The 22,144-nt window shown below is 58.6% G+C and carries 15 protein-coding genes; 5 read left to right on the top strand and 10 right to left on the bottom strand.

The window, feature by feature from the left end; translation table 11 throughout:
• Nucleotides 1-255 precede the first annotated feature (255 nt).
• Nucleotides 256-2,277: an aminotransferase class V-fold PLP-dependent enzyme gene (locus tag HDE72_RS01415; protein ID WP_183736966.1), complete on the bottom strand. Its 2,022-nt coding sequence runs from the start codon at nt 2,275-2,277 to the stop codon at nt 256-258.
• Nucleotides 2,278-2,430: 153 nt separating this feature from the next.
• Between HDE72_RS01415 and HDE72_RS01410 the strand changes: the two genes are divergently transcribed.
• Nucleotides 2,431-2,928: an Lrp/AsnC family transcriptional regulator gene (locus HDE72_RS01410; protein ID WP_183736965.1), complete on the top strand. Its 498-nt coding sequence runs from the start codon at nt 2,431-2,433 to the stop codon at nt 2,926-2,928.
• A 5-nt stretch (nt 2,929-2,933) separates the two neighbouring features.
• On the opposite strand, the gene HDE72_RS01405 is transcribed toward HDE72_RS01410, so the two are convergent.
• Nucleotides 2,934-3,452, bottom strand: a complete 519-nt coding sequence (locus HDE72_RS01405; RefSeq protein WP_260176344.1) for a thioredoxin family protein — start codon at nt 3,450-3,452, stop codon at nt 2,934-2,936.
• A gap of 206 nt (nt 3,453-3,658) precedes the next feature.
• Here HDE72_RS01405 and HDE72_RS01400 point away from each other — a divergent pair, with 206 nt between their 5' ends.
• Both HDE72_RS01400 and HDE72_RS01395 read left to right on the top strand, forming a co-directional pair.
• A complete protein-coding gene (locus HDE72_RS01400) occupies nt 3,659-4,759 on the top strand; it encodes a M48 family metallopeptidase (RefSeq protein ID WP_183736964.1) in 1,101 nt (366 codons plus the stop codon).
• A 133-nt stretch (nt 4,760-4,892) separates the two neighbouring features.
• On the top strand, nt 4,893-6,716 hold the full coding sequence (locus tag HDE72_RS01395; RefSeq protein WP_183736963.1) for a DUF885 domain-containing protein: 1,824 nt from the start codon (nt 4,893-4,895) through the stop codon (nt 6,714-6,716).
• A 52-nt stretch (nt 6,717-6,768) separates the two neighbouring features.
• On the opposite strand, the gene HDE72_RS01390 is transcribed toward HDE72_RS01395, so the two are convergent.
• The 3 genes from HDE72_RS01390 to HDE72_RS01380 form a co-directional block, all read right to left on the bottom strand.
• Nucleotides 6,769-7,608 (bottom strand): HDOD domain-containing protein, encoded by an 840-nt coding sequence (locus HDE72_RS01390; protein WP_183737183.1) that lies wholly within the window; start codon nt 7,606-7,608, stop codon nt 6,769-6,771.
• Between the two features lie 99 nt (nt 7,609-7,707).
• Entirely contained in the window at nt 7,708-8,313 is a 606-nt protein-coding gene (locus HDE72_RS01385; RefSeq protein WP_183736962.1) for an ArsR family transcriptional regulator, read from the bottom strand.
• A gap of 292 nt (nt 8,314-8,605) precedes the next feature.
• On the bottom strand, nt 8,606-9,406 hold the full coding sequence (locus tag HDE72_RS01380; RefSeq protein ID WP_183736961.1) for an SDR family NAD(P)-dependent oxidoreductase: 801 nt from the start codon (nt 9,404-9,406) through the stop codon (nt 8,606-8,608).
• 126 nt (nt 9,407-9,532) lie between these two features.
• On the opposite strand from HDE72_RS01380, the gene HDE72_RS01375 reads away from it, so the two are divergent.
• Nucleotides 9,533-10,480, top strand: a complete 948-nt coding sequence (locus tag HDE72_RS01375; protein ID WP_183736960.1) for a GlxA family transcriptional regulator — start codon at nt 9,533-9,535, stop codon at nt 10,478-10,480.
• A 1-nt stretch (nt 10,481) separates the two neighbouring features.
• Here HDE72_RS01375 and HDE72_RS01370 read toward each other — a convergent pair whose 3' ends face one another.
• A complete protein-coding gene (locus HDE72_RS01370; protein WP_183736959.1) occupies nt 10,482-11,384 on the bottom strand; it encodes a LysR substrate-binding domain-containing protein in 903 nt (300 codons plus the stop codon).
• A 107-nt stretch (nt 11,385-11,491) separates the two neighbouring features.
• Between HDE72_RS01370 and HDE72_RS01365 the strand changes: the two genes are divergently transcribed.
• Entirely contained in the window at nt 11,492-12,334 is an 843-nt protein-coding gene (locus HDE72_RS01365; protein ID WP_183736958.1) for a pirin family protein, read from the top strand.
• A 77-nt stretch (nt 12,335-12,411) separates the two neighbouring features.
• On the opposite strand, the gene rpoC is transcribed toward HDE72_RS01365, so the two are convergent.
• From rpoC to rplJ, 4 genes are all read right to left on the bottom strand, one after another.
• Nucleotides 12,412-16,653 carry a DNA-directed RNA polymerase subunit beta' gene (rpoC, locus tag HDE72_RS01360; RefSeq protein ID WP_183736957.1) on the bottom strand — a complete coding sequence of 1,414 codons (4,242 nt, stop codon included), beginning with the start codon at nt 16,651-16,653 and terminating at the stop codon, nt 12,412-12,414.
• Between the two features lie 122 nt (nt 16,654-16,775).
• Complete coding sequence (rpoB, locus tag HDE72_RS01355) at nt 16,776-20,882, bottom strand: DNA-directed RNA polymerase subunit beta (protein WP_183736956.1); 4,107 nt, start codon at nt 20,880-20,882, stop codon at nt 16,776-16,778.
• 263 nt (nt 20,883-21,145) lie between these two features.
• Entirely contained in the window at nt 21,146-21,517 is a 372-nt protein-coding gene (gene rplL, locus HDE72_RS01350) for a 50S ribosomal protein L7/L12 (RefSeq protein WP_034753136.1), read from the bottom strand.
• Nucleotides 21,518-21,584: 67 nt separating this feature from the next.
• On the bottom strand, nt 21,585-22,124 hold the full coding sequence (gene rplJ / locus HDE72_RS01345) for a 50S ribosomal protein L10 (RefSeq protein ID WP_183736955.1): 540 nt from the start codon (nt 22,122-22,124) through the stop codon (nt 21,585-21,587).
• Nucleotides 22,125-22,144: the final 20 nt, after the last annotated feature.

Genomic DNA, 22,144 nt, shown 5'->3' with positions numbered 1-22,144 from the left:
ACAGGCAGAAATGGACAGCGTAACGCCATGGCGTTGCGGTGAATCTCGGGATCAGGGAGATTTTCTGAACTTCATCGTAGGGGCGCCTGCCACGCAACACCGTGCGCTAGCGTACAAAGCCCGCGCATTATCGGGCTGTCGCGGAGGAAATCAGGTGGGAAGAATAGGGAAAGATTCTTTGAAGAAATTAATACCCTGTAGCACGGCATCGCCGCCATGCGACAGGGCGTCAGACTAGCGTAAAAGCAAATTACCTCAGGCGGCGATTACCAGCGTCTCGTGCATCGCTGCGACCATGGCCAGACCACCATTTAATTGCCAGGCAGCACCATGACCCAGGCTACGCAAGCAAGCACTGGCACGTGCGCTGCGATTGCCGCTGCGGCAGAAAAATACCAACGGCCGCTGTGGCTGCTGCAACCAGGCGCCGACCTGTTCCGCCAGACGGCTCAGCGGTACGCTATGCATGGCCAGGCCCTCGAAGACATCGTCCACACAAGCGGCCTGTTCATGGCCTTCGCGCACATCCACCAGTATCGCATCGCGGTGTTGCTGCAAGAAAGCGGAGAGCCCCTTGGCGTCGAGCTGCAAGGGGGTGGATGCCGGCTGGCCCTGCTCGGCGCGCAGGCTGCTGCACAGCTGATCGCCGCGTGCGGAACACAGCACGGTGTCCAGCGTGAGCAGGCCCGCGTCCAGCAAGGGAGCCATCGCCTGGGGCGCCAGGCTGCCGGTAAAGGCAAACTCTTGCCCCAGCACATACACGCTCTGCCCGTCGCAATCGACACGGCGCAAGCGTTGCTGGCCCAAGGCCAGTTCAGCTTGTCCATCGACCTCCGCAGCTTGTGCCAGTTCCAACGCTTGCAACAGAGCCTGGCGGGCGGCGCCCTGGTCGGCCGGCGCGGCGGTAAACACGATGGCGGAGACGCTGTAGCGCTGGCAGCGCAGCAAGGCAGCCAGGCGCGGCACCAGCGCGGCCAGCGGGTCGATGATCACGCATGTAGCGCTGGCAGCGTCGCTGATCAGCCAGGTGCTGGCGCCGTCAGCCGTCAATTGCAGCACGCCGTCATGAGGTACGGGCAAGGAAGCAGATGGCAACAAACAATTGCTGCGCAGCGCCTCGCCGCAGCGCTCGATACGTGCACAGGCTTCGGTGATCGTGTGCGCGTCGATCAGGGGGCCGAAAGACATGCGGATGGCCGAACTGGCGCGCCATTGCGGCACGTGCATGGCTTCGAGCACATAGCTGGGCAGGGCTTTGGCAGCCGAACAGGCGCTGCCAGAACTGACGCGCACGCGCGCTGCATCGAACAGGTCCAGCAATTCTTTTGACGACAGGCCGGGCACGCTGAAGTTGAGCGTGGTGGGCAACGACAAGGCCAGCGGCATATTGAAGACGATGCCGGGGAAAGCCCGTTGCAGGCTGGCCACCAGGCGCTCGCGGAAGATGGACAGTTCAGCGTGGCTGCGGAAGGTTTTACCGTCGTCCAGCGCTTCCAGCACGGCGCCAAGAGCAGCGATGCCGGTCATGTTTTCAGTGCCCGAACGCAAGCCAGCTTCCTGGCCGCCGCCCATCAGCAAGGGCGTAAACGGTGCACCATTGCGCACATACAGCATGCCTATGCCCTTGGGCGCGTACAGTTTGTGGCCGGAAAACGGCGCGTAATCGATGCGCGTGGCCGCCAGGTTCAGCTTGAGCTTGCCCAATGCCTGCACGCAATCGACCATCCAGTAGGCGTCCGCACCGTGCTGTTGCAGCAATTGCGCGATCGCCGTCAGGTCGCTGATGACGCCCGTTTCATTGTTTGCCGCCATGGTGCACAGCATGGCCGTATCGCCGATGAGTTCGCCCAATACCTGCAGGTCGTGGCGGCCCTGCGCATCGACGGGCAGCTTGCGCAATTCCAGGTTCAGGCCCAGCAAGCGGTTCCAGTGCGCGAGGGCTTCCGGCACGGCCTTGTGTTCGGTCGCGCCATACAGCAGCAGGCTGCCGATGTGCTTGCCTGCCTCGCGGCGTTCGCGCAGCGCGCACAGCGCCGACAGCACGGCCGTCTGTATGCCCTCGGTGGCGCCACTGTTGAACATCAGCCTGCCTTCGCCCGTGCCCAGCAGGCTGGTGGCGCGGCGGCGCACGCCATCGAGCAGCGCTTTCGCCTGCAGTCCCGTGGCGTGTGTGCTGCTGGGGTTGCCGTAGCCTTGCTCCATCGCCTGTTTTGCGGCGGCGACGGCGGCGGGCAGCACGCTGGTGGTGGCGTTGCTGTCGAGGTAGATTTCTTTCATGATGGCAGTCTATAAAGCGGATTAGGGCGCAGCAGGCGCGGAGGTAAGCATGGTGATCAGTTTAGCGCCTGGCCGCCGTAAAGATATGCCAAACAACACTGCAAAAGATGTAATATGTAGCATATTCATGCCATAAAACCGGGATATATCGAAATGAACTCACCAGATGTCTCGCTGGACAAATTCGACTGCGCCATCCTCGCCGCGCTGCAGAGCGACGGCACCTTGTCGATCGCCGCCCTCAGCGAAAAGATAGGCTTGTCCAGCACGCCATGCTGGAAGCGGGTCAAGCGGCTGGAAGAAGAGGGATATATCGAGAACCGGGTGGCCATCGTCAACCGGCAAAAAGTGGGCTTGCCGGTGACGGTGTTTGTCAGCGTGCGCACGGGCCAGCATGATGAAAAGTGGCTGCGCCGTTTTGCCGCCGCCGTCATCGTCTTGCCCGAAGTGCAGGAATTTCACCGCATGAGCGGCGATATCGACTATCTGCTGAAAGTCGTCACCACCGATATCAAGGGCTACGACACCTTCTACAAAAAGCTGATCAAAGCCGTGCAGCTGACGGGCGTGTCGTCCGCCTTTTCCATGGAGCAAATCAAATTCACCACGGAATTACCGCTGGAATTGATTGCCCATGGCTTGCCTGCCTGACAGGATTACAGCGCTGGCGACTTGACGCTTGCCGCATGCGTAAAGAAGTCAAAAATGCCGCTTTCGCTCATGCGGCGCGCATTGGCCAGTTCGCCGCCCTTGGTGGCGTACAACACCTGGTTGTTCTCGCTCGACACCAGTACGGCGGCTGGAATGCCCTTCTTGATCGGGTTGCCATAGGCCGTGGCCAGGTCCAGGTTATGGTCGAAATTACCCACGTCAACTTTGACGACACGGAATTCCTTTTGCATCAGTTCCGCGTTCTTGCCTTGTTTCAATGCCTTGTCGAGCGCGCGGCAATCTTCGCACCAGTTGGCGCCAAAGATCAGCAGCACGGGCACGTGGGCCGCCTTGGCTTGCGCCAGCGCGTGGGCCACATCGGCCTTGGCGTCGGCAGCCGTGTTGTATGGCAAGTGCTGCGCGGCGCCCGGTTCAGCCGGGGCTGGAGCGGCGGCAATGGCGGCGCCGGCAAACATGACACTGGCGAGCAAGGCGGTAATAGTGGACTTGGCGGCGATACGCATAGTGAAACTCCAGAGTAAGCATGAGGCAAGCTGAGCTGATCTCAGCGCGCATGACTGACTAGAATATTCCTGCTCGAAAGAAATATCTACAATTAATTCACACTGTGCTTATGCGAAAAACATATAAGGGGCGCGGCAAACCCGGCGTGTGCGTGGGATAATAGACAACCAGACTGAGCAGCGCGGCCTACACGCGCCCTATCACCATGAGCAATTCCTTCCTGGCCTATCTGCATACGTCCAACGCCGCTCCGCAGGGCCCGCTAACGGCGCATTTTTTCGGCCAGCAATTGTCGATAGCCGATAGCGCAATCGCCAGCGTCGATGTGGCGCAGCTCAACATCAGCGTCGGCGGCATGGATCAGCCTCAACTATTCCTCAATTGGCTAGATGGCAACGGTCGCCAAATGGCGCTGCAAGCCGCCACGCCGGACGACGTCGCCACGTTGTTGGCCAGCGCGCCCGCCGCGCTGCAGCCAGCATTGCAAAAGCTGTGGCGCGAGCGCCAGCGCAACCGGCGGCAAGTGGGCCGCTGGCTGGCCGGCTTGACGGGCGCCACTGTCGTTGCGGCAGCGCTGCTGTGGTGGCAGGGCAACAATACCATCGCCTGGCTGGCGGGCCACATCCCCTTGTCGGCGGAAAAACAGCTGGGCGACATGGCGCTGGCGCAAGTGCGCAGCCAGGGCGGCCTGCTGGAACAAGGCGCCGCACAGCAACTTGTAGAAGAGATAGGCCAGCGTTTGACCACCGGTACACGCTATCACTACCGCTGGCTGGTGAAACAGGATGACAGCGTCAATGCATTTGCCATGCCGGGCGGCATTATCGTCGTGCATACGGGCTTGCTGCGCCAGGCGGCCGACCCCGGCGAACTGGCCGGTGTGCTGGCGCATGAAGTGCAGCATGTGGAGCAGCGCCATTCCTTGCGGCAAATGATCAGCAGCCTGGGCTGGGGCGCGCTGGTCGGCGTGAGCATCGGCGACATCAGCGCCGTGGCCGCCATGGTGGCCCACCAGGCTGGCACCCTGTATTTCAGCCGCGACATGGAAGAAGAGGCCGACCGGCTCGGTTTATACGCCTTGCAACGCGCGCAGATACGCCCCGATGGCATGCTGAGCTTTTTCCAGAAACTGGACAACAAAGAAGAAACAGCCGCGCCCGGCTGGCTGTCGTCGCACCCGCAAACGGCAGTCCGCGCGCAAGGCATCACTCAGCTGATCGCCGCCCACCCCTGCCCCGCCTGTGTACCCTTGCGCAGCGCGCACTGGCAAGCGATGAAAGCAGCCTTGCCGGCTGCAGCCAAATAGCCACGCTCGCTCTACGTTTTTATGCAAACGAGCTGGGTCATGGCGTATGCTTGTGGGTTGGCTACAGGCCGGTAACCCACCTCGGCCAGCCACCCAGAGCGCCTCCCTTACCTCCTTGCAAAGGACATAACGAATGAAGCATCGTTTTACCGCCGGCACACTCGGCACCCTGGCCGCCTCCCTGTTGTTTGCCTATGCGCCCTTGGCGCAAGCTGCCCAGCCCGCCATCAAGGCCGCCGCGCCGGCCCCCGCCGTCAGCGCGCCGCAAGCCAAGCAACAGTTGCAAGTGCTGGCCGACCAGTACTACGATGCCCTCGCCCGTTTCGATCCCGTCAATGCCACGGAGAGTGGCGACAACCGTTTTGACGACCAGCTCGGCTCTTCCATCGTGCCCGCAGCGCGCGCGAAACAGTTTGTGCTCTACCACCAATTCCAGAAGCGCTTGCGGGCCATCGCGCGCCAGCAGTTGTCGCAGCACGATCAGATCAATTACGACATCCTCGACTATGAACTGGCCTCGGCCCTGAGCTTCGAGCGTTTCCCGGAACACCTGCTGCCGCTGAACCAGATGGATAGCATGCCCGTGACCCTGGCCAACTATGCGGGCGGCGAAGGCTCGCAACCGCTGACCAGCGTCAAGGAATACAACGCCTACCTGAGCCGTTTGGGGCAATTGCCCGCCTGGATAGACCAGGCCATCGCCAATATGCGCGTCGGCATGCAAAAAGGCATCGTATTGCCCCGCGCACTGACGGAATCGGCATTGCCGCAATTTAAGAAGCTGGTCAGCGATACGCCACAGGCCAGCGTGTACTACACGCCGATCAAGAACCTGCCCGCCAGTTTTTCGGCTGCCGACAAAGAGCGATTGACGCAAACCTACACGGTGATCATCCAGGCCAAGCTGATGCCTGCTCTGCAGCGCCTGGCCACCTTCATGGAAAAAGATTATTTGCCGGCCGGCCGCAGCAGCAGTGGCTGGAGCGCCCTGCCCGATGGTGCCGCCTGGTACCAGGCGCGCGTGGCCAGCGGCACCACCACCGACATGACGCCGGAGCAGATCCACGCCATCGGCTTGAAGGAAGTGGCCCGCATCCAGGAACAGTTCGCCATCGTGGGACCGAAGATGGGTTACACCGGCCCGGCCGCCGGCCTGCCTACCTGGGTGGCGGCGCAAGCCAAATACCATCCGTTCAAGACGGACCAGGAAGTGCTCGATGTCTACCGCAAGCTGAACGTGGTGCTCGACAGCAAGTTGCCAGCCCTGTTCACGCTGGTGCCGAAAGCACCGCTGGACTTGCGTCTCGAGCCTGAACTGAGCCGCGACACGGCCGCCGACCACTACACGGCCCCTGCCGCCGATGGTTCGCGCCCCGGCGTATTCTGGTCCGTCGTGACCGACCCGAAAGAATATGGCAGCACCGGCATGACCACCCTCTTCCTGCACGAAGGCAAGCCAGGCCACCATTTCCATTTGGCGCTGGTACAAGAAATGGACTTGCCCAACTTCCGCCGCTTCGGCGGCAACAATGCCTTCACGGAAGGCTGGGCCCTGTATGCGGAAACCCTGGGCAAGGAAATGGGCTTGTATGACGATCCGGCGCAATACTTCGGCCACTTGAATGACGAGATGCTGCGCGCCGTGCGCCTGGTGGTCGACACGGGCTTGCATACCAAGGGCTGGACGCGCGAACAAACCATCCAGTACATGCGCGAGACCCTGGGCTACGACGCCGTGGCGAAGAGTGAAACGGAACGTTATATGGCCTGGCCGGGCCAGGCGCTGGGCTACAAGATAGGCGCACTGAAGATTCTGGAATTGCGCCAGCGCGCGCAGCAGGCACTGGGCGACAAGTTCAGCTTGCCGAAATTCCATGAAGTGGTGCTCAGCGACGGCACCCTGCCTTTGAAATTACTGGAAGCCAAGGTCGATCGCTGGATAGCGCAGCAGCAATAATGTCAATGTGACAAATCGGCAGCGCCAGTGGGGGCTGCCGATTTTTTCATCACTACACCAGCAGCGCCGCGCTCATCGAGCGCACTTCCTCGGCCGATTCGGCCAGGATGCTTTGCAAGGTCTCGTTATCGATAATGAAATCGATGACGGAGTCCGACGGCGTGAGCATTTCCACGAAAGTCTGTTGCAGCGGCGATGCAACCGGCGCCAGTTGCTTGGCCAGCAGCAAGGTGTCGAGCAGGGAATCGGGCGGTATGGCCAGCAGGCCATCGCGCAAGCCTTCGACCGCTTCGGACACCGCTTGCGGGATCAACAGCTTTTTCATGACTTCGCGCGAAATGATTTCTTCGGCCGACTCCATCCAGTGTTCGGCATCGTCATCGAGCAAGCCAGGAAACTCGTCGGCGCGCGACAGCAGATAAAAGCCGCCCACTTCATGTACGATGCCGGCGAACAAGGCCGTATCAGGGTCGATATTGGTCACGCGCCGCGCCAGCACATGGGCCAGCGCCGCCACGTGCGCCGTATGTTCCCACAGCTGCTCGGCCTTCAGCCGCAGCTGGGGATCGATGATCTTGCTGCCAAACTGGCGTACCACCATGGCCGCCACCAGGGCATACAAGTTGCGGTAGCCCATGCGCATGACGGCCGCGCGCACGCTGGTCACGGGCGCCGCCGCGCCACGGCTGTACACGGCCGAGTTCGCCAGCGCTACCGTACGGGCAGCCAGCAAAGGTTCGGCCAGCACCAGCTTGATGGCCAGGTCGATATGGCAGTCCGGCTCGGACAAGGCCAGTTGCAATTGCAAGGCGGCATTGACGCTGGTAGGGAAAGTCAATTCCCCGCGCACCGCCTGGGAAACGATCAATCCAAACGCCTGTAGTTTATTCATCATACGATCAGTCCGCCTCTATGCTTATTCGCATCGCTTATTCTTAATTCCTGCAATTACTATTTACTTTATAGCAGAAACTTTTATTTCCATCTGCACTTAAAGATAAGCGTTCTGTATTTCCAATTCCGACAATTGCAGCGCATCGCCAATCACAAATAGTTTAGGCTGCTGTAATACCTGCAGCAGAAATGGCTGGCCTTCACGCAAACGGCGCCGATAATCGGCCAAGGTATATAAATTGGGATTGATTTTGCGGCGCAAGGTTCGTTCGGCGGGCGCCAAACGCGTCAAGAGATCGCCATAATTGGCTTCTTCCCCCACCAGCAACAGCTCAACCGGGTCGCCCGGCAAATCTTGCCCCTTGGCCGTTGCGCCATACACAAAGGCCAGCTGCAGCTGCGTACGCAATGGCGCCAAAGTGGTGCTCAGTACGCCCACCAGGCCAAAGGTCTTTTGCACCAGGCCGCTCAATTCCGGGTAGACCAGGCTTTCCTTGTTCGGCCAGAAGCGCCGCACATTGCCGATACGCTCGGACGTGATCAGGCCGGAGTCGTGCAGGCGCCGCAGTTCGCGCTGGGCCGAGGCGCTGCCCAGGCCGGTCAGGCGCATGATCTCATTCAAGTGGAAGCCTTCGTTCACGCGCACAAAGAGCAATCCCAACAGCTTCTGCTGGGCCGGGGTGAACAGGGCATGGGCTATCATGCGCCAAATCTTAGCATGAATAAACTGATAATTGGCATAACAGGCGGCGCAGGCGGGCGTGGACGCAACAGGGCGTTTTTGCAGCGCGGCATGGCCAGAACAGATCAGCAGGGAAGTCAGATGAATAGGCTGAATTCATTGCCCCAATCACCAACAGGATTAAATCGATACCCGTATCAAAAGTTCATATCGAAATCGATATAAAGCATGGCATAAATAAGCCGGCAATCCCTATCAACCAATTCAGTTACCGGTGCAAGACCGGCAACTGAATAAGCTTAATGCAGAGTGATTACGCCACCTGATAGCGGGCGGCTGGTTTAGTATGAGAAAGATTCGGCCCCAGCGCCAGGCGCGCTGTTTCCAGGCGGTTCCAATCAGCAATATCAGGCAAGGACGGCACGGTAATCACTTCGCCCTGGTCAAATCCCGCCAATGCTGCATCGACCAGGTTGTCCGGCGTCATGACGATGGCGGCCGGCAAATGGGAGATCGGCACGCCGGCGCGGTCCCAGAATGGCGTGGCGATGGCGCCTGGCAAAACGGCTTGCACGCGGATGCCCTTGTCTTTCAATTCGTGGTGCAGCGATTGCGTCAGCGCCAATACATAAGCCTTGCTGCCGCCATACGTGCCATTCAACAACTCCGGCGCCACGGCGGCGATCGACGAGATATTGATGATGGCGCCGTTGCCGCGCGCCACCATGCCCGGCGCCACCGCGTGCGTCAGCCGCGTCAGCGACAGCACATTCAATTGCAGCATATGGTCGAGGTCATCGGCCGAGGAATCGATCAGGCTCGCCGTCGCGCCCACGCCCGCATTGTTGACCAGCAAGGTGATGCTGGCATCATTGCGCAAGCGCTGTTCCAGTGCGCGCACCTCATCTGCCTTGCTCAGGTCGGCGGTCACGGTGGCCACCGCACGGCCCGTTTCGCGGGCCAGCTTCGTGGCCAGCGCATCGAGCTTGTCGGCGCTGCGGGCCACCAGCAGTAAATCGTAGCCGCGGCGCGCCAGGCGCTCGGCGTAAATCGCGCCGATGCCGGTCGATGCGCCCGTGATCACTGCAGTACCTGTCTTGTTCAAGGTCGTCATGATAAATCCTCTTTAGGTTGGGCATGCTTCTTGGCGCCTCGCGCCAGGCATTGCATGCGTTGACAGGACCAGTGTAGAGGTTTAACCTTTAACCCGAATGACATAGAAACCTCACTTTGGGCCATCATGCAAAAAACCATCGCCTTCGTCGTGTTTCCCGGCTTCCAGATCGTCGACCTGGCCGCCATCACCGTTTTTGAATTGGCCAATAATTTGCCGGGCGGGCCACGCTACGACATCCAGATGCTGTCCGAACACGGCGGACTGGTGGCCAGTTCCTCGCTGGCCAAGGTCGATACCTTGCCGTTTTCACGGCATGACTACGATACCGTCCTGGTCGGTGGCGCCACCTCAAGCATCGTGGCGACGGCCCCCTTCCTCGATTTCTTGCGCCAGGCGGGCGCAGCTTCGCGGCGCATGGCCAGCATTTGCACCGGTGCGATGCTGCTGGCCGAGGCCGGCTTATTCGACGGCCGCCGGGTCACCACGCACTGGTGCCAGGCGCGGCAGCTGCAGCGCGAGTTTCCCAAGACCAAGGTGGAAGAAGACCGCATTTTCATCAATGATGGCAAATTCTGGAGTTCGGCCGGCATGACTGCCTGTATCGACCTGGCCCTGGCGCTGCTGGAAGCGGATGCGGGCGCCGAGATTGCCCGCACGGTAGCGCGCCAGATGGTGGTGTACCACCGGCGCAGCGGCGGGCAATCGCAGTTTTCCGCGCTGCTGGAACTGGAACCCAAATCGGACCGCATCCAGAGCGCGCTCAGCTACGCGAAGGCGAACCTGCGCAAACCATTGAGCGTGGATGAACTGGCCGATGCGGCCCACTTGAGCCGGCGCCAGTTCAGCCGTAGTTTTCGCCTCGAAACCGGCCATTCACCGGCGAAAGCCGTGGAAACTTTACGGGTTGAAGCGGCGCGCACCATGCTGGAACAAGGCAATCATGCGATCGACGTGGTGGCGCGTGAAAACGGTTTCGATGACCCGGAACGCATGCGCCGCGCCTTTATCCGCGCTTACGGCATGCCGCCGCAAGCGATCAAGCGCGGCATGCGGCAGGCGAACCCGGCGTAGCTCAAGAAGCGATCGCCGCCGGCATTTCCTCGGCCAGGCAATCGAGCAGGGCCCGTACCGAGGGCAGCAAGCCCTGGCGGAATGGAAACACGGCATACAAATGGGAATCGGCGGCGCGCCATTCCGGCAACACGCGCCGCAGTCGCCCGCTCTGTTCTTCCTCGCGGCACACATATTCAGGCAAGGCCACCAGACCCAGCCCGGCACATGCTGCATGCTTGAGCGCCACCATATCGTTGCTGGCAAACCGCGCTTGCACGGGTACGGCCAGCGCGGCCTCATCCCCTTGATGCAGCTGCCAGTGCTGCTGCGTTTCACGCCCGAAGATCAGCACCTCATGGCTGGACAATTCTTGCGGCAGCAACGGCAGACCCCGGCGTTCCAAATAAGCCGGGGCCGCATACAGCCTCCAGGAAACGGCGCTCAGCCTGCGCTGCACCAGCGAGGAATCGGGCAGTGGACTCGAGTAACCACGTATTGCCAGGTCATAACCCGCGTCGATCAAGTCGGCCATGATGTCGCTGGCATGCTGCACCACGGTAATGCCAGGAAAACGGCGCATGAAACCGGGCAGAATATCGCGCAAGGCGAATTGCGCCACCGTCACGGAAGTGCTGATGCGGATGAGGCCGGCAGGCTCGCTCAAACGGCGGCGCGCGATATTTTCAGTGAGGTCCGCTTCGTGCAGCAACACTTGCGCCTGCCCATAAAACTCGCTACCCACATCGGTCAGGCCGAACTTGCGGGTACTGCGGTTCAACAGGCGCACATTCAAGTCGTTTTCCAGCTGCTGGACCCTGGCGCTGAGCGTGGACTTGGCCACATGCAATACCCGCCCAGCCGCCGTAAAGCCGCCATGGTTGACCACTTGCACGAAGTAAAAGACGTCAGTCAGATTGAGCATGACTCGATCTTCCCACATTTCCGAACAATCTGTCCGGGCTTGGCCGTCTTCCCCCACCATGGCAGCCTGACTACACTGATCGCATCATTCATCAGGAGGTCGACAGCATGCGCTTACGTTTTTCCAATATCGTCACGGCGCGGCCCATGCCGGTCGGCACCGGCTGCACCATCGCGCAATTTCGCCATGACGCCTTCCATGGCGCGGCCATGTCGCCCTTCGTGATGGTCGACCATTTTCATATGTGGCAGCCGACCTTCGATGTGCACCCGCATGCGGGTTTTTCAGCGGTCACCTTGATGTTTGAAGATAGCCGTGGGGAAATGCTCAGCCGTGATTCCCTGGGACACCGCAGCCAGTTCGGCGCGGGCGACCTGCACTGGACACTGGCCGGCAGTGGCATCCTGCATACGCAACTGCCTGTCGGCGAAGAATCGCATATCCACGCCTTGCAGATTTTCGTCAACCTGCCAGCCAGCCTGAAAAACCTGGCGCCCGACTCGTTTTGCGTGCCGGGCAAGCAGATGCCCATCATCGGCAAGGCCGGTGCCCGCGTGCGCGTGGTGGCAGGCCAGGTCGGCCCGCTGGTCTCGCCCGCCATCACGCCCACACCTGTCTTAATGCTCGACATCAAGCTGCAAGACATCGCCGAGCCCTACGATGTAGCGCTGCCGGCCGGCTGGAATGCGTGGATATACGTGGTGAGCGGCACGCTCGATATCGATGCGGGCATTGCCTTGCAGGCTGGCCAAGCCATCTGCGCCAGCGCCGGGGAGGCAGGCCAGCTCAGCTTGAGTACCACGGAAGAAGTCCATTGCGTGCTGCTGGCCGCAGCGCATATCGACGAAGCCGTGGTAACGCGTGGCCCCTTCGTGTTCGAGAGCATAGCATCGCTGAACCAGGCGATGGAACGTTTGCGTGCAGGACATTTTGGCGTCGTCCCGGCTTGAGATTTGTTTGTATCAGACATAAAAAAACGGCACCAGGAATTTCTCCCTGGTGCCGTTTTTGTTAGCAAGAAGCCAGATTACGCTTCGTCGCCCTGGTGTTGCTGGATTTCAATATCTTGCAGCGCTTCGGCAGCTTCGCCAGCCAGCGAGGCTTTCTCGGCCAGCAGCAGTGCTTGACGTTCTTCCACTTCCCACGCTTCTTTTTCCTTGCGTGCGCGGTGGAAGGCCAGGCCCGTACCGCCAGGGATCAGACGGCCGACGATGACGTTCTCTTTCAAGCCGCGCAGACCATCGCGCTTGCCCATGATCGCCGCTTCGGTCAGCACGCGGGTGGTTTCCTGGAACGATGCGGCCGAGATGAACGAATCGGTCGACAACGATGCCTTGGTAATACCCAGCAAGACGTTTTCGTAGGTCGCAGGAATCTTGTTCTCTTGCGCCATACGATCGTTCTCGTCCAGCAGTTCCGAACGCTCTACCTGCTCGCCAACGATGTAGTTGGTGTCGCCGGCATTGACGATCTGAACACGGCGCAGCATCTGACGCACGATCACTTCGATGTGCTTGTCATTGATCTTCACGCCTTGCAGACGGTACACGTCTTGCACTTCGTCAACGATGTAACGTGCCAGCGCTTCGATACCCAGCAGACGCAGGATGTCTTGCGGATCGGCTGGGCCGTCCACGATCATCTCGCCCTTGTTCACGACTTGGCCGTCATGCACCAGCACTTGTTTGTCCTTGGTGATCAAGAACTCATGCTTGTTGCCGTCCATGTCCGTGATTTCCAGACGCTGCTTGCCCTTGGTTTCTTTACCGAACGCAACCGTACCCGTAACTTCTGCCAGCATACCGGCATCTTTCGGCGAGCGCGCTTCGAACAGCTCGGCAACGCGTGGCAGACCACCGGTAATATCGCGCGTTTTTTGCGATTCGGTAGGAATACGTGCCAGCACTTCACCGACCGATACCGCCTGGCCGTCTTTCACCATGATCAGCGCGCCGACCTGGAAGCCGATCGCCACCGAATGTTCGGTGCCGGCGATCTTGACTTCTTCATTCGCGTCGTTGATCAGCTTGACTTGCGGACGCAGCGTTTTGGTCAGCGAACCGCGACGTTTCGCATCGATCGCCACCAGGGTGGACAGACCGGTCACTTCGTCGACCTGACGGGCCACGGTGACGCCTTCTTCGACGTTCTCGAAACGCACCAGACCGGCGTATTCGGTAATGATCGGACGGGTCAAAGGATCCCACGTTGCCAGGGCCGTACCGGCCTTGATGACCAGACCGTCCTTGACGATCAGGGTTGCACCGTACGGTACTTTATGACGCTCACGCTCACGGCCATGGTCGTCGGTAATCAGCACTTCGCCGGAACGGGAAATGACGATTTGCGCGCCCTTGCCATTCGTCACGTAACGCATGGTTGCCGTGAAGCGGATGGTACCGTTCGACTTCGCTTCTACCGACGATGCCACTGCTGCACGCGATGCCGCACCACCAATGTGGAAGGTACGCATGGTCAGCTGGGTACCAGGCTCACCAATCGACTGCGCTGCCACCACACCGACGGCTTCGCCGGCGTTGACCAGCATGCCGCGGCCCAGGTCGCGACCATAGCACTTGGCGCACAGGCCGAAGCGCGTGTCGCAAGTCAGTGGCGTGCGTACCTTGACTTCGTCGATCGACAGACGTTCGATCTCTTCGACCATGTCTTCGTCCATCAAGGTGCCGGCTTCGTACAGCGTTTCCTGGGTTTCAGGGTTGACGACATCATGCACCGTCACGCGGCCGAGGATACGGTCACGCAATGGTTCGATGACTTCACCGCCTTCAACCAGCGCTTTCATGACGGCGCCGTTCATGGTGCCGCAATCGTCCTCGATCACCACCAGATCTTGCGTCACGTCAACCAGACGACGTGTCAGGTAACCGGAGTTAGCCGTTTTCAGCGCCGTATCGGCCAGACCTTTACGAGCGCCGTGAGTCGAAATGAAGTACTGCAAAACGTTCAGACCTTCGCGGAAGTTCGCGGTAATCGGCGTTTCGATAATCGAGCCATCCGGTTTCGCCATCAGACCACGCATACCGGCCAACTGACGAATCTGGGCTGCGGAACCGCGCGCGCCGGAGTCGGCCATCATGTAAATGGCGTTGAACGATTCTTGCGTCGACTTGGTGCCGTCGCGGCGGATCACGTCTTCGACTTTCAGCTGGTCCATCATGGCCTTGCCGACTTCGTCCGAGGTTTTGCCCCAGATGTCGACGACCTTGTTGTAACGTTCGCCGGCGGTCACCAGACCCGAAGCGTATTGCTGTTCGATCTGCTTGACTTCCGATTCGGCCGTCGCGATCAGGGTCACTTTTTGAGGCGGTACCAGCATGTCGTCGACGCAGATCGAAATACCTGCGCGCGTCGCCAGGCGGAAGCCCGATTGCATCAGTTTGTCTGCGAACACAACAGTTGCGCGCAGGCCGCACTTGCGGAACGAGGTGTTGATCAGCTTGGAAATTTCTTTCTTTTTCAGCGCGCGGTTCAATACGGAGAACGGCAAGCCTTTAGGCAGAATTTCCGACAGGATCGCACGGCCGATCGTCGTTTCGTAGCGGGTGATGGTTTTTTCGAATTCGCCGGTTTCAGCGTTTTTCGGGTATTCGGTAATACGCACGGTCACGCGGGTCGTCAGTTCGACTTCCTTGTTATCGTAGGCGCGTATCACTTCGGAGACGTCAGGGAACAGCATCCCTTCGTTCTTCGCATTGATCGCTTCGCGGGTCGCGTAGTACAGACCCAGCACGATATCCTGCGATGGCACGATCGACGGTTCGCCGTTCGATGGGAACAAAATATTGTTCGATGCCAGCATCAGGGTACGTGCTTCCATCTGTGCTTCGATCGACAGAGGAACGTGGACCGCCATTTGGTCACCGTCAAAGTCGGCATTGAATGCCGCGCAGACGAGTGGGTGCAACTGGATGGCCTTGCCTTCAATCAGCACTGGCTCGAAAGCCTGGATACCCAGACGATGCAAGGTAGGTGCGCGGTTCAACATGATCGGATGTTCACGGATCACGTCTTCCAGGATGTCCCATACGACCGGCTCTTGAATCTCGACCAGCTTCTTGGCGGCCTTGATCGTGGTTGCCAGGCCCATCAGTTCCAGTTTATTGAAAATGAATGGTTTGAACAGTTCCAGCGCCATCAGTTTCGGCAAGCCGCACTGATGCAGTTTCAATTGCGGGCCCACCACGATGACCGAACGACCGGAGTAATCGACGCGTTTGCCCAGCAAGTTTTGACGGAAACGGCCGCCTTTACCCTTGATCATCTCAGCGAGCGACTTCAGCGGACGCTTGTTGGCGCCGGTCATCGCTTTACCGCGACGGCCGTTGTCCAGCAGCGAATCGACTGCTTCTTGCAGCATGCGCTTTTCGTTGCGCGTGATGATCTCTGGAGCGCGCAGCTCCATCAGGCGTTTCAGACGGTTGTTACGGTTGATGACGCGGCGATACAGATCGTTCAGATCCGAGGTCGCGAAACGGCCACCATCCAGCGGTACCAGCGGACGCAGTTCCGGCGGCAGCACTGGCAGCACTTCCATGATCATCCAGTCAGGCTTGATGCCCGAACGCTGGAATGCCTCGAGCACTTTCAGGCGCTTGGCGTATTTCTTGATCTTGGCTTCGGATTTCGATTCCTTCAGTTCCACGCGCAGGGTTTCGGCATCGCGGTGGATGTCGATCGAGCGCAGCAGTTCACGGATACCTTCGGCGCCCATGAAGGCGGTGAAGTCGTCGCCGTACTCTTCGTACTTGGCGGCGTAGTCGTCTTCCGACATGATCTGGCACTTTTTCAGCGGGGTCATGCCTGGATCGGTCACGACATATGCTTCAAAGTACAACACGCGTTCGATGTCCCGCAGGGTCATGTCCAGCACCATACCCAGGCGCGATGGCAGGGATTTCAGGAACCAGATGTGCGCGGTTGGCGAGGCCAGTTCGATGTGGCCCATGCGCTCACGGCGCACTTTGGCCAGCGTGACTTCAACGCCGCACTTTTCGCAGATCACGCCGCGGTGTTTCAAACGCTTGTATTTACCGCACAGGCATTCGTAGTCTTTGATCGGGCCAAAGATCTTGGCGCAGAACAGACCATCGCGCTCAGGCTTGAAGGTACGATAGTTGATGGTTTCCGGCTTCTTGACTTCGCCGTAGGACCACGAACGGATTTTCTCAGGCGAAGCGAGACCGATCTTGATTGCATCGAAGGTCTCGTTAGTCTGTACTTGCTTGAATAGATCGAGCAGTGCTTTCATGTATCACTCCAGAGGTGATTAAATTTCTATATTCCTGAGACTACATTGCCCGGCATGGTTTCCCAGCCGGGCTTTGTGTTTCCCAAACCAAATGACGCTTATTGGGTCAATAAGCCTGTCTTTTAGTTGCGTTCGAGGTCGATATCGATACCCAGCGAACGGATTTCCTTGACCAGCACGTTGAACGACTCAGGCATGCCGGCGTCGATCACGTGGTCGCCTTTGACCAGGTTCTCGTACACTTTGGTACGGCCATTCACGTCATCGGACTTGACGGTCAACATCTCTTGCAAGACATACGACGCGCCGTACGCTTCCAGTGCCCACACTTCCATCTCACCGAAGCGCTGACCACCGAACTGGGCTTTACCACCCAGCGGCTGTTGCGTTACCAGCGAGTAAGGACCGGTCGAACGTGCATGCATCTTGTCATCAACCAAGTGATGCAGTTTCAGCATGTGCATCACGCCGACAGTGACCTTGCGCTCGAACGCTTCACCGGTGCGACCGTCATACATGGTCACCTGGTTTTTCGAAGCGGTCATGCCCAGGTTCTTGGCGATGTCGTCCGGATACGCCAGGTCCAGCATGCGGCGGATCTCGGCTTCGTTCGCGCCGTCAAACACTGGGGTAGCGAATGGAACACCTTTTTTCAGGTTTTCCGCCAGCTTCATGATCTCTTCGTCGTCGAACTGATCCAGCTCTTCGGCACGGCCGTTGTCGTTGTAGATCGTGGTCAAATACTTGCGCACTTGCTCGACCTTGGTTTGCGCCTTCAGCATTTCGCCGATGCGGATACCCAGACCCTTGGCAGCCCAGCCCAAGTGCGTCTCGAGAATCTGACCAACGTTCATCCGCGAAGGAACGCCCAAGGGGTTCAGCACCACGTCAGCTGGCGTGCCGTCGGCCATGTATGGCATGTCTTCCACAGGAACAATACGGGAAACCACACCCTTGTTACCGTGGCGACCTGCCATCTTGTCGCCCGACTGCAGGCGGCGTTTCACGGCCAGGTAAACCTTGACCATTTTTTGCACGCCTGGTTGCAGCTCATCGCCTTGCGTCAGTTTCTTGCGCTTCTCTTCGAAGGCCAGATCGAACTGGTGACGCTTCTCGTTGATCGATTCCTTAATCGCTTCCAGCGCTACCGCTGCATCGTCGTCCGCAGGGCGGATGTCGAACCAGTGGTATTTGTCCAGATCGGCCAGGTAGTCCTTGGTGATCTTGGCGCCTTTGGCCAGCTTTTTAGGGCCGCCGTTGACAACTTTGCCGATCAGCATTTTTTCCAGACGCTGGAAGGCATCGCCTTCAACGATACGCATCTGATCGTTCAAATCCAGACGGAAGCGTTTCAGTTCGTCATCGATAATTTGCTGGGCACGTTTGTCGCGCACGATGCCTTCACGGGTGAAGACTTGTACGTCGATCACGGTACCGATCATGCCCGAAGGCACGCGCAGCGAGGTGTCTTTCACGTCCGAGGCTTTTTCGCCGAAAATCGCGCGCAGCAGCTTCTCTTCCGGGGTCAGCTGGGTTTCGCCTTTAGGCGTTACTTTACCAACCAGGGTGTCGCCGGCTTGTACTTCAGCGCCGATGTAGACGATACCGGACTCATCCAGACGTGCCAGCTGATTTTCAGCCAGGTTCGAGATGTCGCGGGTGATTTCTTCCGCGCCCAGTTTGGTATCGCGTGCAACCACCGACAACTCTTCGATGTGAATCGAGGTGTAGCGGTCGTCTTTCACGACGTTTTCCGAGATCAGGATCGAATCTTCGAAGTTCAGACCATTCCATGGCATAAACGCCACGGTCATGTTCTGGCCCAGAGCCAATTCACCCAGGTCGGTCGATGCGCCATCGGCGATCACGTCGCGCTTCGCAACACGGTCGCCCACTTGCACGATAGGACGCTGGTTGATGTTGGTGTTCTGGTTCGAACGGGTGTACTTGATCAGGTTGTAGATGTCGACGCCGACTTCACCAGCCAGTGCTTCTTCATCGTTCACGCGAATCACCACACGGCCTGCATCGATGTAATCAACGATACCGCCACGCAATGCTTGTACGGTGGTGCCCGAGTCGACCGCAACAGTGCGTTCGATACCGGTACCGACCAGCGCTTTTTCAGGACGCAAGCAAGGCACAGCCTGGCGTTGCATGTTGGCGCCCATCAATGCACGGTTCGCATCATCGTGTTCGAGGAAGGGAATCAGCGAGGCAGCGACGGAAACGATCTGGCCCGGCGCAACGTCCATGTACTGGATGCGCTCTGGGGATACCAGGATGGTTTCGCCGGCTTCACGGGCCGAGACCAGTTCATCGGACAAAGTGCCTTCATCGCTGATGGTCGCATTCGCCTGGGCGATGATGTAGCGGCCTTCTTCGATGGCGGACAGGTAATCGATCTGATCGGTGATCTTGGAGCCTTCTACCTTGCGGTAGGGGGTTTCCAGGAAGCCGTATTCATTCAGGCGGGCGTACAGAGCCAGCGAGTTGATCAGACCAATGTTCGGACCTTCCGGTGTCTCGATCGGGCAGACGCGGCCGTAGTGGGTCGGATGCACGTCGCGCACTTCAAAGCCAGCGCGTTCGCGTGTCAGACCGCCGGGTCCCAGAGCCGATACGCGGCGCTTGTGGGTAATTTCCGACAGAGGATTGGTTTGGTCCATAAACTGCGACAGCTGGGACGAACCGAAGAACTCGCGGATGGCAGCCGAAATCGGCTTCGAGTTGATCAGGTCATGCGGCATCAGGTTGTCGGCTTCGGCCTGGCCCAGACGTTCCTTGACGGCGCGCTCAACCCGTACCAGACCGGCACGGAATTGGTTCTCAGCCAGTTCGCCCACGCAACGTACGCGACGGTTACCCAAGTGATCGATATCGTCGACTTCGCCGCGGCCATTGCGCAGTTCCACCAGGATCTTGATCACGGCCAGCACGTCTTCGTTCGACAGCGTCATGGCGCCGGTCAGTTCATCACGGCCGATACGGCGGTTGAACTTCATGCGGCCCACGGCCGACAGGTCGTAGCGGTCCGAGTTGTAGAACAGGCCATTGAACAGCGCTTCCACCGAATCTTCGGTTGGCGGTTCGCCTGGACGCATCATGCGGTAGATCGCCACTTTCGCTGCCATCTGGTCAGCGGTGTCGTCGATACGCAGGGTTTGCGAGATGTAGGCGCCCTGATCCAGGTCGTTGGTGTACAAGGTCTGGATTTCGGACACGTTGGCATCGCGCAGACGGCCCAGCAAGTCTTCGGTCAGCTCATCGTTCGCGTTTGCTACGACTTCACCGGTGTCGCCATCGACGATATTCTTCGCCAATACGCGGCCCAGCAGGTAGTCTTCCGGTACGGAAATATGTTTGATGCCAGCCGATTCGATATCACGCACGTGCTTGGCGTTGATACGCTTGTCTTTCAGCACCAGGGTCTTGCCCGACTTGTCGACGATGTCAAAACGCGCCACTTCACCGCGCAGACGCTCGGCGACGAATTCCATTTCCGCGCCTTCGGAGCGCAGGTTGAAATTGTCGAAGACAAAGAAATTGGCCAGGATCTGTTCATGCGACATGCCGATTGCTTTGAGCAAAATCGTCACTGGCATCTTGCGGCGGCGGTCGACGCGGAAGAACAGGATGTCTTTCGGGTCGAACTCGAAGTCCAGCCACGAACCACGGTAAGGAATGATACGTGCCGAGAACAGCAGTTTACCGGACGAGTGAGTCTTGCCGCGGTCATGCTCGAAGAACACGCCAGGCGAACGGTGCAACTGGGAAACGATCACACGCTCAGTGCCGTTGATCACGAAGGAACCGGTAGTCGTCATGAGCGGCAATTCGCCCATGTAGACTTCTTGTTCTTTCATTTCCTTGACGACTGGCTTGGTTGGCGATTCCTTGTCCAGGATCACCAGACGCACTTTCGCGCGCAGCGGCGAGGCAAACGTCAGGCCACGTTGTTGGCATTCTTTGACGTCAAAGGCAGGATCGCCCAGAACGTACGACAAGAATTCGAGACGCGCAAAACCATTGTGCGAAACGATAGGGAAAATCGAAGTGAAGGCCGACTGCAGGCCATCGTTCTTGCGGCCGGACGGTGCTATGTCCTCTTGCAAGAAGCTATGATAAGACTCGAGCTGGGTCGCCAGCAGGAACGGAACGTGGTGAACGTTGGCGCGCTTCGCGAATGATTTGCGAATGCGTTTCTTCTCAGTAAATGAGTAGTGCATGGACACTCCGTGAGTGACAGAAAGGATAGAAAATTCAGGTTTTGCAAGTGTTCATTTGCAACGCTGCGTGTGACACAGACGAAACCTCAAGGCTCTGCTTTCCGGCTTGAATCGAACAAAACTGCGACAGATATTGCTACAAATAAACTACGAATACATTACAAATACAATGCAGACGACAAAGGAGCCAAAGTCGGATTTCCCCCCTTGCAAGGGGAAATCTCAGACTTTGGCTCGGGCGCTAACTGACGCCAGTACAGATATTACTTGATCGAAGCGGTTGCGCCGGCTTCTACCAGTTTCTTCTGTGCTGCTTCAGCGTCAGCTTTCGACACTGCTTCTTTCACAGTTTTTGGTGCGCCATCGACCAGGTCTTTAGCTTCTTTCAAGCCCAGGCCGGTGATTTCGCGAACTGCTTTAATAACGCCAACTTTGTTTGCGCCGAAAGTGTCCAGGATAACGTTGAACTCGGTTTGCTCTTCAGCAGCTGCTGCTGGGCCTGCTGCAGGACCGGCCGAAGCCATCGCTGCTGCGGACACGCCGAATTTTTCTTCGAATGCTTTAACCAGGTCGTTCAGGTCCATTACGGACATGGCGCTAACTGCTTCCAGGATATCGTCTTTGCTAATTGCCATTTTGAAACTCCTAAATTTATTACGTTAGTTACATCAGATTGGTACTGAGAGAAAAAAGCGCGCGCGATTAAGCGGCTGCTGGGGCTTCTTCCACTGCTGCTTCTTCTGCAGGAGCGGCGCCTTCGCCTTTTTTCGCTGCCAGAGCAGCCAGACCACGTGCAAAGCCCGACACCGGAGCCAGCATAACGCCCAACAGCTGCGAAATGAGGACTTCACGGGAAGGAATACTCGCCAGTGCTACGACAGCCGCTTTATCAAGCGATTTGCCGGCGTAGTTACCTGCGGTGATAACCAGTTTGTCGTTGGTTTTAGCAAAGTCAGCGATGACTTTAGCTGCTGCAACGGCATCGGCCGAGATCGAGTAGATCAACGGACCGGTCATGGAATCGGCCAGGCTGGCGAATTGGGTGCCTTCGACGGAGCGACGAGCCAATGTGTTTTTCAACACACGCAGGTACACGCCTTGGGCACGTGCTTTAGCACGCAGTTGCGTCAAGTGACCAACCTGGATGCCACGATATTCGGCCACGACGATAGTTTGCGCAGTTGCTACTTGTGCGGAAACTTCGGCGACGACGGCCTTTTTGTCATTCAGATTGAGACTCACGGTCAACCTCCTTAAATGAT

The sequence above is a fragment of the Janthinobacterium saanense genome (assembly GCF_014200675.1).
In the GTDB taxonomy this organism is placed as follows: Bacteria; Pseudomonadota; Gammaproteobacteria; order Burkholderiales; family Burkholderiaceae_D; genus Janthinobacterium.
The sequence above is the reverse complement of the archived record's forward strand: the minus strand, read 5'-3'. Positions and strand labels throughout refer to the sequence as shown.